This window comes from uncultured Campylobacter sp. (assembly GCF_938017615.1).
In the GTDB taxonomy this organism is placed as follows: Bacteria; Campylobacterota; Campylobacteria; order Campylobacterales; family Campylobacteraceae; genus Campylobacter_B.
In genome coordinates this window covers 1-11,500 of sequence record NZ_CALIJA010000006.1, presented here as the reverse complement: position 1 = coordinate 11,500, position 11,500 = coordinate 1, and the positions used below count along the sequence as shown (strand labels likewise).

The following is an 11,500-nucleotide window of genomic DNA, read 5'->3' as shown; positions in this document are numbered from 1 at the left end:
AGTAAAGCACGCAAAAACGGACTCAAGACGTGCAGAAAAAATCCGAAACAAAGCTGACCAAAGCAAACGGTGCCCGAAAAAATCAAGCTAGCGCGGACTGGACTCGAGCCGGGCGCCGGGATGCAACCTGTCTTAAATCCAAAATTTATCAAAATTGTTAAACGGCTGTATTTGAAATTTTTCGCACTGTATATATTGACTGCGCTAAACGTGTTTGTCCTTCCTAAAAATATAGGTAGTAATGCCGTTTACGCGGGCTTTGTAAGTCTTATAAAGCAGTTTTTCAAATATCGCCGTAGCAGGGATTGATCCGTACGCGCGGCTAGCATCTTTGATTTTGGCGCAGGCTACTTTCTATACTTAAAGAATGGCGCTAATTAAATTTCGCGCGATTTTTAGTGGCGAAATTTAGCGAGTTGAAATTCAGAAATTCTGCCGTTTCCAAGCCGCGGGAATTTGAGCCTAAATTTAGAACTCGCAAAATTTTGAATTTTTGAAATTCTATGCTGCAGAGTTTTAGAATTTCGGAATTCTACGAGCTGTAAATTTAGGCTAAATTTTAAAATTTGTAGCGATAGAATTTTAAAATTTTACGCCCCGTGGCTCGACAGCGCTTCCGCTTCTTGATAGATCAAATTTGCAGGCTGGTTTAAATTTAGTCGGTGCGGTTGGTTGCTGCCGTAAAATTCTATACGCAGCAGCGGTTTTTTAAACGACACTGCGTCAAGGCGGCGATGATCACTCACGCAAAATATGCCGCGCGGGCCGCAGGCACCGTGTGGCAGGGCAAGCGAGCGTTTAGGCGATCGTGCAGGCTAGTTTATCTCTTAAATTTAAAATTTCATCGCGTTTTAGCACGAAGCTGTTTTTGTTGGCGATGAGGTGCGCCGAGCTTTGCATTATGGTTTCTGCGGGTTGCAGCCCGTTTTGCCTCATCGTAGCGCCGGTCTCCACGACATCGACGATAGCGTCGGCAAGCCCTATGAGCGGGGCTAGCTCGATTGAGCCGTAGAGTTTGATGATATTTACGGCGACTGCCTTGGAGGCGAAGTACTCGCGAGTAATGTTAGGCATTTTTGTAGCGATTTTTAGGCTCGGAGCGCCGTAGTTTAGCCTGGTGCCCGCATGCACGCCCACGCAGACGCGGCATTTTCCGATTTTAAGATCAAGCAGCGTAAGCACGTCCGGGCGATGCTCCTCAAGCACGTCAAGCCCCACTACGCCGATATCCGCCGCACCTCCCATAACGTAAGTAGGGATATCTTGGTTGCGGACGTAGAGGAATTTAAAATCGCCCTCTTGCATTATGAGTTTGCGATCCTCGAAGGCAAAATCAAGCCCGAAGATGGTTTTGAAAATTTTAAGCGTGTCGTCGGCTATGCGGCCTTTCGGTAGCGCTATGGTTATCATGCGAGCCCCTTTTTTGCGATTAAGCTCACCATCGATTTAAAGATCAGATCCTTTTCATAGATCGAGTTGCGAAAATACCGCATCAGATAGGCTCCGTCGCCGCCCGTGAAGTAAATTTTATTATTGCCCGCGATGTTTTCGATCGTAAGCACGATCGGCTTTAAAATCCCGTAGTTTACGGCACTTGCGGTCTTTTGTGGCAGCGGATCCAGATCGATATTGGTTGAAAGCGTTACGTCCAGCACGGGCGCGATGCTCGCGAAAGATTTTAAAAGCGTGCTAATGCCTGGCATTATGAATCCGCCTAGATGCGAGCTTTTAAACATCAAATCCACGGTGATCGCGCTGCCCGCATCGACGACGACGCCGGTGTTTACGGCCGAGCACGCCGCTATGCGGTCGATCCCAAGCCCGCGGTAGGCGGTTTTTAGCTCAAAGTGCGACGCCAGATCGACAAATAGAGGGTTTTTCAGCTTTTTTTTCACGCTATCATTGACGCTAATGAAAAAAATTTGCTCCCTCGGCTCGTACCGCATAAACTCCGCTACAGGCATACTTTGCGTTACGCCGCCTTTATAAAATTTAACCCTGGAATTTCCTACGTCACACAAAAGCATAGAGGCTAAATCCATTTTCTTTTAAAAATTTCGCGCTTTTAGAGCACATCTGCGAGTTGTAAAACAGCACGCGTTTTTTCACGACCTTGCCTAGGCTTGCGCTAATGTCGTTTACTAGCGAGAGTAGAAATTCCGCATCGCGCATCACAAAGCGGGATTTTGCGTCGCGCATAAACACAAGCACATTGTAGCTTTTCAGATCCACGCCGAAATACGCGCCGTATGAGCGCGAGCGCGTGAAGCTAGCAATATCCAGCGTTTGAAATTTTTGAAGCAGAAGCCCTTCGCGAACGCAGAGTTTTGAAATTTTATCTAGCATCAAAATTTAAAATTTTATCGTCGTAGTAAAACGAGCTGCCTGCGATAAAAGACTTATCCTCGAACTCGCCATTTAACTCGTAGATCGCCTGACCTTCTAAATTTTCATTCACACGGATGACGTAGCCGTTGCGCTCGATGATATACAAATAGCCGCCGCTAAGTAGCGCGCCGCTAAACTGCGCGAAGGTAAATTTACGCGATTTGATCAAATTTAGCCCGCGATCCAGTAGCTCGACTCTGCCGTCTTTTAAAAAAAGATAAATTCTATCGCCGCTAAAAATCACGTCTTTGATGTCTACGTTATGATTTTTATTGCCCGCAGGACTTACCAGCATTAGCCTAGTGGCGGTCACAGCATAAAGGTTATCGCCCTTGTTTTCTAAGGCGATAATGTTGTTAAAAAACGGCTGGTTGCTCACGACGAAATCGCGTGCCGAGCGCCCGCCTATGTTTTCTGCGATGCTGACTAGTCCGTCTAACGCAGGATAAGCGATAAGTTGGTTGATAAATAGCGGTGACGCCACGCGCGAATCGATTGCGAATGCATCGCCTACTTTATGATCGAGTACCACTGCGCCCGAGCTTAGCTTGATAAGCATAATCGAATCATCGCTCATCACTAAAGCCAAATCATCGCCGCGTATATTTGCACTTAGCGCTTGTCTGCCGAGGGCTTTTTCAAATTTTACGGCACCTGTGCTACCAACTACTTTAAGCGTGCCATTGATGTCGGTTACGACGAAATTTCCGTCATATTCGCCTAAAAATTTCTCACTTTTTAAGACTTTGAAATTTTTCACCAACCCGTTTTTAGAGATGACTTCGCCGTCTTTTAGCGTAGCACCATCTTTACTAACCGCTACGATTTCCGACGGCAGCGAGCCGTTAAATTTCATATCGCCTGTGATGTTTTCGTCGCTAGGTTCGAAATACTGGCGCTTCGTCGAGCAGCCTAAAAATAAAAACGATAGTAAAAGCGTAAATATCAGCGTTTTTTTCATTATTTATTGCCTCCATAGTGTTTCAAAGCAAGTGCGATTTGACGAACTGGCGAGTTGAGTGGAATTTTATCTAGCTCTGCGTGAGCTTGTTCGATTTTGCCCTCTTTTAGTAGGTCGTAGCCTTTGAGCAAAGAATCGTAATCGGTGAGTAGCACTCCGCCTTGCTTGCCGTTTTGTAGATTTATTATCTCTTTTAGCATAACATCGATGCCTTGGGTATTTTCTAGCGCCGCTCGCTCGTCTGCAGAGCCGTTTTGCAAAATATAAAGAGCGTATAGATTTATATCTTCTTGCTTAAGCTCGGCTAGCTTAGCGTCATCGCGCTTGTTAAGCAGCTCGTCATAGATCGCATTAGCACTTGCTATGCGGCGATCGCTTAGAAATTCATTTGCGTAATATCCGATAAATGCTACGATCAAAACCGCAGCCAAAAATATCAGCGGCTTTTTGTATTTTTTTACGAAAATTTCACTTTTTATGACGCTTTCTAGAAACTGCTCTTCTGTGCCAATCTCTTTTTTCACGCCTTCGATGTCGTCTTTTAAAGCCAAAATTCAGTCCTTTGTTTGAGAAAATCGGCGTAATTGTAGCATAAAAAATTTTAAATACCGCCTAAGATAAAGAATTTTTATGATATAATGTCGCATTTATCAGAAAAAGGAAAGTTATGATAATAGACGACGCCTTGCTAAGTAAGCTGGAAAGGCTATCCGCTCTTAAAATTCCAGATGCTAAGCGAGAAGAATTTAAAGGTCAATTAAATAATATTGTAGATTTTGTAGAAATTCTAAATGAACTGGATTTACAAAGCGGCGAGGCGGCTATCACTACGCTAAAAGGTGGTACTCCGTTTCGCAAAGATATCCCACGCAAAAGCGACGTCGCAGAAAGCGTCTTAAAGCATGCTCCGCAGTCCGAAGGCGGCTACTTCGTAGTACCGAAAATCATCGATTGAAAGGAATTTTATGGAAGAAGTTCAAAGAAATTTAGTAGATATCGAAACCCTACTAAAAACCGTCGTTTTTAACAAAGCGAGCGACCTTCACTTAGTTTCGCGCTCGGCGCCTCAAATACGTATCGACGGAACATTGCGCCCACTTGCCATGGATCCGCTTAAGGGCACGGATATCGAGTATATCTGCTACGCGCTCATTACCGATGCCCAAAAAAGTGCGCTCGAGGAAAATAAAGAGCTTGACTTTGCGATCGAGCTTCCTAATATTGGACGCTTCCGTGGTAACTACTACTACACTATGAACGGTGATTTGGCTGCCGCATTTCGTATTATTCCTATCGATATTCCTAGCCTGGACGATTTAAAAGCCCCTACGATTTTTAAAGAGGTAGTCAAGCACGAAAAAGGCATGATTTTGGTTACCGGACCTACCGGTAGTGGTAAATCAACTACTCTTGCCGCGATGCTAAACGAGATCAACGAAAAAGAGCGCAAGCACATTATCACCGTTGAAGATCCGGTCGAGTTCGTCCATACCAATAAAAAAGCGCTTTTCTCTCACAGAAATATCGGCACCGATACCCATTCCTACGCTAATGCGTTAAAATTTGCCTTGCGTGAGGACCCGGACATTATCCTCGTGGGCGAGATGCGTGATAGAGAGACTATCTCGATCGCCATTACCGCTGCAGAGACCGGTCACTTGGTATTTGGTACGCTACACACCAACTCCGCGATGCAGACGATCAACCGTATTATTGATAGCTTTGACGGCGGCGAGCAGCTCCAAGTGCGAAATATGCTCTCCGTGTCACTTACCGCGGTCATTTCGCAATCACTTTTGCCAAAGCTTGGCGGCGGACGTATCGCGATCCATGAAATTTTGCTCAATAACAATGCCGTAGCGAATCTAATCCGCGAAAACAAGGTGCATCAAATTTACTCTCAAATGCAGCTAAATCAGCAATCTACCGGTATGATAACTCAAACTCAAGCGATGGTTAAAGCGATCCGTGCAAATCAAATTTCAAAAGACACGGCATTTAGGTATTCGACTAACCTACAAGAGCTAATAGGCGTGGTGGGTGCTTGATGGAAGGTATTAATTGGTTCGACGTCGGCTGTTTAGTACTCGTAGTGCTCTTCGGATTGCGCGGTATCACCAACGGCATTGTAAAAGAAATTTTTGGAATTTTGGGTCTCATCGGCGGTCTTTTTGCCGCGATGCGTTATAAAACTATGGCAGGCGAGTGGATTGCAGCAAAAATTCCAGCTTTACAGAATGCAAACGGCGTGCTTTCGGGCGACACGACGCAGGTTCTCATCGGCTTTATCGCTGTGCTTTTTGGCGTATGGATCTCGTGTCTGATTATAGGCGAAATCATTTCAAAATTCTTTAAATGGAGCGGACTCGGATTTGTCGATAAGATCGGCGGTTTCGTGTTTAGCGTAAGTAAAATTTTCTTGATTTTTGCAGTTATCGTTACGCTTGCAAGCGGTCCTATGTCGATGAACGAACAGACCAAAAGGTATTTTGAAAGCAGCAAAACTGCGCCGATTTTTTTAAAAATAGGAAATTGGATTTTAAATCTCAAAGACGATCCGAAGATCAAACAAAGCTTAGATTCTATCGGTTCTAAGATGGATGATAAACTCTTAAAAGATCAAAATTCTACCGCCCGTATGAACTCGGATCAAAATCAAAGCACTGAACCTAGCGATTTTAACGCCAGTTCAGAAGTAAATTCTACAGAAAGGACAAAATTATGAATGCAAAAATCGAAAATTTAGAGTTTGACGCTCTAATTGTTGAGTTTAAAAAGGCACTTGCCGCTAGCGGTCTAAAATATACCAAGCAGCGCGAGGTTTTGCTCCGCACGCTTTATAACAATAACAAGCACTTCACGCCCGAGGCGCTTCATAACGAGATCAAAGCGAAATTTCCGGAGCTAAACGTAGGCATAGCGACGGTGTATCGCACCTTAAATTTATTAGAGGATTCGGGGATGGCGACGTCGATCTCATTTGGCGCACAGGGCAAGAAATTTGAGCTTGCCAACAAGCCTCACCACGACCATCTAATCTGCAAAAGCTGCAATAAGATCATAGAATTTCAAGACGCCACTATCGAGCGCAAACAGCTTGCCGTCGCCAAAGAGCACGGATTTACGCTTACGGGACACATGATGCAGCTGTATGGAATTTGCCCTGAATGCGCGGCAAAAAGGAAGTAGATTGTTTGATAGCCAGTTAGAGATCCAAAGGATAGACAAGGCGTCGGAACTTCGGAATTTAGGGGCTAATCCCTATCCGCACTTTCTAAAAAAAGATATGAGCATAGCCGAGTTTAAAGAGAAATTCGGCTACATAAAAGATACCGAAGATAAAAAAGCGAGCGAGGAGGTAAGCCTTGCCGGAAGGTTAAAGCTAAAGCGTGTCGCGGGCAAATCCACCTTCGCAAACATAGAAGATCAAAGCGGCAATATTCAAATTTATTACTCTCGCGACAGCATAGGCGAGGAGGATTACGCTAAATTTAAGAAAAATCTCGAAGTGGGCGATATAATTTTGGTGCGCGGATACGCTTTCGTCACCCAAACGGGCGAGTTTTCGATCCATGCCAGCAAAATAACGCTCGCATCCAAAGCGATCTGCCCGCTTCCGGAGAAATTTCACGGCCTTGTCGATATCGAGATGCGCTACCGCCAAAGATATCTTGATATGATAATGAACCCCGAGGTCCGCGAGGATTTTATCAAGCGCTCGATCATCGTTAGCGAGATCCGCAGTTTTTTTGAAAAACACGGATTTTTGGAGGTCGAAACGCCGATGATGCACCCTATCGCGGGCGGCGCGAATGCTAAGCCTTTCATCACGCACCACAACGCCCTAGACGTCGATCGCTACCTACGTATCGCTCCGGAGCTGTATCTTAAGCGCCTCGTCGTAGGCGGCATGGAGGCGGTCTTTGAGATCAACCGAAACTTCCGTAACGAGGGTATGGACCTGACGCACAATCCGGAATTTACAAGCATAGAATTCTACTGGGCGTGGCATGATTATAACGACGCGATGAACCTAACCGAGGAGCTATTTAAAGCGCTGTTTAAGAGGCTCGGGCTAGGCGAAATTTTAACCTACGATGAGCGCGAGATCGATTTTTCAAAGCCTTTTGCGCGCATAAAGTATCTCGACGCGCTTACGCAGATAGGCGGCATTGAGTCGCAGATCGTAAATGATCGCGAAAAGATCATCGCAAAGCTCGAAGAGGATAGGTTTGAAGTCAATGAAAAGCTCGATTTAGGCCACTTGCAGAGCGAACTTTTTGATAATTACGTAGAAGCTAAGCTCATAAATCCGACCTTCATCGTGGATTTTCCGATCTCGATCAGCCCGCTTTCGCGCAGAAGCGACGAAAATCCGCAGATAGCTGAGAGATTTGAGCTTTACATCGCAGGCAAGGAGCTAGCCAATGCTTTTAACGAGCTGAACGATCCGCTCGATCAATACGCCAGATTTAAGGCTCAAATCGACGCTAAAAACGCAGGCGATGACGAAGCTCACGAGATGGACGAGGATTACGTCCGCGCGCTTAGCTACGCGATGCCGCCGACTACCGGCTGGGGGCTTGGAATCGATCGCTTGGCGATGATTTTGCTGAATAAAAAATCGATCCGCGACGTGATTTTATTCCCTGCGATGAGGCCACTAAATTTAGAGAAGGAGTGAACGTGTCAAATTTAGAAAAATTCGATAATGAAATTTTTAGTTTAACCAACAAAGAGCTTGCCCGTCAGTGCGATTATTTGGAGATGATCGCGAGCGAAAATTTTACCTATCCCGAGGTGATGGAGGCGATGGGCTCGGTGCTAACGAACAAATACGCCGAGGGCTATCCCGGCAAGCGCTACTACGGCGGTTGCGAGTTCGTAGATGAGATTGAGCAGATCGCGATCGACCGCTGCAAAAAGCTCTTCGGCTGCGAGTTTGCAAACGTCCAGCCAAACAGCGGCAGCCAAGCCAACCAAGGCGTCTATGCCGCATTTTTGAAACCTGGCGATAAAATTTTAGGCATGGCGCTTAGCCACGGCGGGCATTTGACGCACGGCGCGAAGGTTTCAAGCAGCGGAAAGATGTATGAGAGCTTCGAGTACGGCGTAGAGCTTGACGGTCGCATAAACTATGATAAGGTGCTTGAGATCGCTCAGATCGTAAAGCCCAAGATGATCGTTTGTGGTGCGAGCGCCTATACGCGCGAGATAGATTTTGCTAAATTTAGACAGATCGCTGATAGCGTGGGCGCGTTTCTTTTCGCCGATGTAGCGCATGTCGCAGGGCTCGTCGTCGCAGGCGAACACGCTAATCCGTTCCCGCACTGCCACGTCGTAAGCTCGACCACGCACAAGACGCTTCGCGGTCCGCGCGGCGGCATCATAATGACCAACGACGAGGAATTTGCTAAAAGGATCAACTCGGCGATCTTCCCGGGTATTCAAGGCGGTCCGCTAATGCACGTCATCGCCGCTAAGGCGGTGGGCTTTAAACACAATCTAAGCCCCGAGTGGAAACTCTATGCCAAGCAGATCAAGGCAAACGCTAGAGTTTTGGGCGAGACGCTGGTTAAACGAGGCTTTGATCTTGTTAGCGGCGGCACCGATAATCATCTGATTTTAATGAGCTTTTTAAATAGAGATTTTAGCGGCAAGGACGCTAGCGCCGCGCTTGAAAACGCAGGCATCACGACAAATAAAAACACCGTGCCGGGCGAGACGCGCAGCCCGTTCGTTACCAGCGGTATCCGCGTCGGCAGCCCCGCACTTACAGCGCGCGGAATGAAGGAGAAAGAATTTGAGTTTATCGGAAATAAAATCGCCGATGTGCTAAGCGACATCTCAAATTCTAAGCTTCAGGCGCAGGTCAAAGAGGAAGTGCGAGATTTGGCGCACCGCTTTATCATCTACGACCGCGCGATGTATTAAATTTAATAAATTCGGGTAAGCTTACCCGAATTATTTATTTCGTAAATTTTGCGTGGTAGAATTTACAAAGTAAATAATAATCTTAGGAGAGAGTATGAACGACAAAAATTTCGATATGAGCAGCATAGACGATATAGTGATAAATAGCGGTAATGTTGATAAAAACGCGAATTTGAAAAAGGGTCTTACAGTCGCAGCCGGCGTCGTAGTTTTATTCTTAATAATTTTAATCATAATGAAGGCTATTAATAAAGATGATATTGATACTAACGCAGGTCTTACTATGCCTAGTGAAGAAGAGCTTGCCAAAGCGGAGCAAAAGCCTGCCGTACAAGTTCAAAAACCTGAGCCTTCGCAGCCCGAGCCTGTAGAAGTGAAATCAGAACCCAATACAGCATCTGCAGCTCCAACAAAAGTAGAGATAAAAACCCAAGAGCCTAATTCCGAAAGCAAGGTCGTCGCAAGCGCTCAGCCTGAAGCACAGAAAGTAGAAATCCAAAAGCCCGAAATCAAAGAAGAGCCAAAAAAATCCGAAGTTAAAATAGAAAGTAAAAAGATTGAGCCTAAAGACGAAGCCAAAAAGTCTGAAAAAACGGACGTAAAAAAGTCCGAGCCTAAAAAAGAGTCTGCAAAAGACGAGATCAAAAAAGAACCTTCTAAAACCGAAATTAGAAAAGTCGAGCAAAAAGTAGAGCCTAAAAAAGAACCTGAAAAACAAGCAAAAGCAGAAGTTAAAAAAGAGCCTTCAAAAACGGAAGCTAAAAAGGAACATGCTAAAGCTGAGGCCAAAAAAGAGCCCGCTAAGCCCGAGCCTAAAAAAGAAGCTAGCAAACCAGAGTCTAAAAGTGAGAGCGTAAAGGCTGGCGTTGCGGCGAAGAGCACCAGCACCAGCGTGGCAAACGGCAGTTATGTGCAGGTTTTCGCATCAAATGCCTACGATCCAAACGGGTCTGACACTAAAAAAATCACTAAAAAAGGCTATAATCCGATCGCTCTGCAAACTCACGTCGGCAGCAAGAGCGTAACTAAAATTTTAGTTGGACCTTTTGAGGGCGAGGCGCTACAAAAGGCACTTAGCGATATGCGCAGCATCAATAGCGGAGCGTATATCTACCGAGTGAAATAGTGGACAGATTTGCGGTTTTCGGTAACCCGATCGCCCACTCTCTCTCGCCGCTACTTCATAATTACGCCATAAAATTTTTGGAGCTGGACGCCTACTATGGGCGAGTTTTGCTGCGGCACGGCGAGGAGCTGCGAGCTAAATTTGAAGCTTTAAGGCTTACGGGTGCGAACGTAACCGTGCCTTTTAAGCTCGACGCGCTCAAAGCCTGCGACGTCCTAAGTGAGGCAGCTAAGCAGATCGGCTCGGTAAACACGCTAGTGCTAAAAGGCGACGTGCTGCACGGCTTTAACACCGATGCGCAAGGCTTTTTCTGCGCGATTTTGGGCTTTGGTGAGATTCGCAATGCGCTTATTTTAGGTGCGGGCGGCACGACGCGGGCAATCGGCTACGCGCTAAGCAAAAACGGCGTGAAATTCGACATTCTAAACCGCAGCGCAAAAGATTTTGACTTCGGCTGCGAGGAATTTTTTACCTATGAAAATTTCAAATCCAAAGACTACGATCTGATCGTCAATGCCACCGGCGCGGGGCTCAAAGATGACGCGCTGCCTGCGCCCGAGGGGGTAATAGATGAAATTTTATCCCGCGCAAAATTTGCCTTTGATGCGATCTACGGCAAGCAGACTCCGTTTTTGCAAGCCGCGCGCGCAAAAAATCTGCCCGTAAAAGACGGCAAAGAGATGCTTATAAATCAGGGCGCGCTTGCTTTCAATCTCTTTTTCGGCGGCAAATTCGACTTAGCAGAGATTGCAGCGCTGATGAGCCATGCTGCGAATTTGCGCTAAATCGACTCTTAGGCTTCTCAATTATACGTCCAGTCTAATGAAATGCTTTAAATTTTGCATGGAGTTAGTTATCCGTTCTTAAATTTCGTATCGTGTAGCTTTGGGCGTTTGATTTTAAAATTCTTACGTTTGCTTTCAGCCGAGCCGTGTTAATTTGCTTACAAAAGATTCTGTTTAAAATTGCTACGAATTAGGCATAAAGATGCTTGGTAAAGTCTCGCGCATTTTTCTGCTCGTTTCTTGGATGTTCTATTCTAAAATTTTACGACGAATCTAAACTAAAATTTTGTGTAGTTTAAGTAAAAT

General features: G+C 45.7%; 15 protein-coding genes. 9 read left to right on the top strand and 6 right to left on the bottom strand.

Annotated features, from left to right (window positions below):
* Window positions 1–171 precede the first annotated feature (171 nt).
* Window positions 172–309 (top strand): hypothetical protein, encoded by a 138-nt coding sequence (locus Q0620_RS00240; protein ID WP_298104787.1) that lies wholly within the window; start codon window positions 172–174, stop codon window positions 307–309.
* Window positions 310–590: 281 nt separating this feature from the next.
* Here the strand turns inward: Q0620_RS00240 and Q0620_RS00235 are convergent, their stop codons facing one another.
* From Q0620_RS00235 to Q0620_RS00210, 6 genes are read right to left on the bottom strand one after another with little or no spacing between them, the layout of a single operon-like run.
* Window positions 591–746 (bottom strand): hypothetical protein, encoded by a 156-nt coding sequence (locus Q0620_RS00235; RefSeq protein ID WP_298782635.1) that lies wholly within the window; start codon window positions 744–746, stop codon window positions 591–593.
* Between the two features lie 52 nt (window positions 747–798).
* A complete protein-coding gene (gene hisG, locus Q0620_RS00230; RefSeq protein WP_298782633.1) occupies window positions 799–1,410 on the bottom strand; it encodes an ATP phosphoribosyltransferase in 612 nt (203 codons plus the stop codon).
* A complete protein-coding gene (locus tag Q0620_RS00225) occupies window positions 1,407–2,027 on the bottom strand; it encodes a type III pantothenate kinase (protein ID WP_298782638.1) in 621 nt (206 codons plus the stop codon). Before Q0620_RS00225 ends, hisG begins: the two co-directional genes overlap by 4 nt.
* Window positions 2,014–2,349 carry a hypothetical protein gene (locus Q0620_RS00220; protein ID WP_298782632.1) on the bottom strand — a complete coding sequence of 112 codons (336 nt, stop codon included), beginning with the start codon at window positions 2,347–2,349 and terminating at the stop codon, window positions 2,014–2,016. Before Q0620_RS00220 ends, Q0620_RS00225 begins: the two co-directional genes overlap by 14 nt.
* Window positions 2,336–3,349, bottom strand: coding sequence for an L-seryl-tRNA selenium transferase (locus tag Q0620_RS00215; protein WP_298782630.1), 1,014 nt, complete (start codon window positions 3,347–3,349; stop codon window positions 2,336–2,338). Before Q0620_RS00215 ends, Q0620_RS00220 begins: the two co-directional genes overlap by 14 nt.
* Window positions 3,349–3,900 (bottom strand): hypothetical protein, encoded by a 552-nt coding sequence (locus tag Q0620_RS00210; protein ID WP_298782629.1) that lies wholly within the window; start codon window positions 3,898–3,900, stop codon window positions 3,349–3,351. The genes Q0620_RS00215 and Q0620_RS00210 overlap by 1 nt, the downstream gene beginning before the upstream one ends.
* A 116-nt stretch (window positions 3,901–4,016) precedes the next feature.
* On the opposite strand from Q0620_RS00210, the gene gatC reads away from it, so the two are divergent.
* The 8 genes from gatC to Q0620_RS00170 all read left to right on the top strand — a co-directional run bounded on the left by gatC (window position 4,017) and on the right by Q0620_RS00170 (window position 11,194).
* Complete coding sequence (gatC, locus tag Q0620_RS00205; RefSeq protein WP_291939991.1) at window positions 4,017–4,304, top strand: Asp-tRNA(Asn)/Glu-tRNA(Gln) amidotransferase subunit GatC; 288 nt, start codon at window positions 4,017–4,019, stop codon at window positions 4,302–4,304.
* Between the two features lie 10 nt (window positions 4,305–4,314).
* Window positions 4,315–5,397, top strand: coding sequence for a type IV pilus twitching motility protein PilT (locus Q0620_RS00200; RefSeq protein WP_005871218.1), 1,083 nt, complete (start codon window positions 4,315–4,317; stop codon window positions 5,395–5,397).
* Window positions 5,397–6,074 carry a CvpA family protein gene (locus Q0620_RS00195; RefSeq protein ID WP_297901032.1) on the top strand — a complete coding sequence of 226 codons (678 nt, stop codon included), beginning with the start codon at window positions 5,397–5,399 and terminating at the stop codon, window positions 6,072–6,074. Before Q0620_RS00200 ends, Q0620_RS00195 begins: the two co-directional genes overlap by 1 nt.
* Window positions 6,071–6,538: a Fur family transcriptional regulator gene (locus Q0620_RS00190; protein ID WP_005871221.1), complete on the top strand. Its 468-nt coding sequence runs from the start codon at window positions 6,071–6,073 to the stop codon at window positions 6,536–6,538. Before Q0620_RS00195 ends, Q0620_RS00190 begins: the two co-directional genes overlap by 4 nt.
* Window position 6,539: 1 nt before the next feature.
* Window positions 6,540–8,033 carry a lysine--tRNA ligase gene (lysS, locus tag Q0620_RS00185; protein WP_298782626.1) on the top strand — a complete coding sequence of 498 codons (1,494 nt, stop codon included), beginning with the start codon at window positions 6,540–6,542 and terminating at the stop codon, window positions 8,031–8,033.
* A 2-nt stretch (window positions 8,034–8,035) separates the two neighbouring features.
* Window positions 8,036–9,283: a serine hydroxymethyltransferase gene (locus Q0620_RS00180; protein WP_298782624.1), complete on the top strand. Its 1,248-nt coding sequence runs from the start codon at window positions 8,036–8,038 to the stop codon at window positions 9,281–9,283.
* A 94-nt stretch (window positions 9,284–9,377) separates the two neighbouring features.
* Window positions 9,378–10,409, top strand: a complete 1,032-nt coding sequence (locus tag Q0620_RS00175; RefSeq protein ID WP_298782622.1) for a hypothetical protein — start codon at window positions 9,378–9,380, stop codon at window positions 10,407–10,409.
* Entirely contained in the window at window positions 10,409–11,194 is a 786-nt protein-coding gene (locus Q0620_RS00170; protein ID WP_298782620.1) for a shikimate dehydrogenase, read from the top strand. The genes Q0620_RS00175 and Q0620_RS00170 overlap by 1 nt, the downstream gene beginning before the upstream one ends.
* Window positions 11,195–11,500 lie beyond the last annotated feature (306 nt).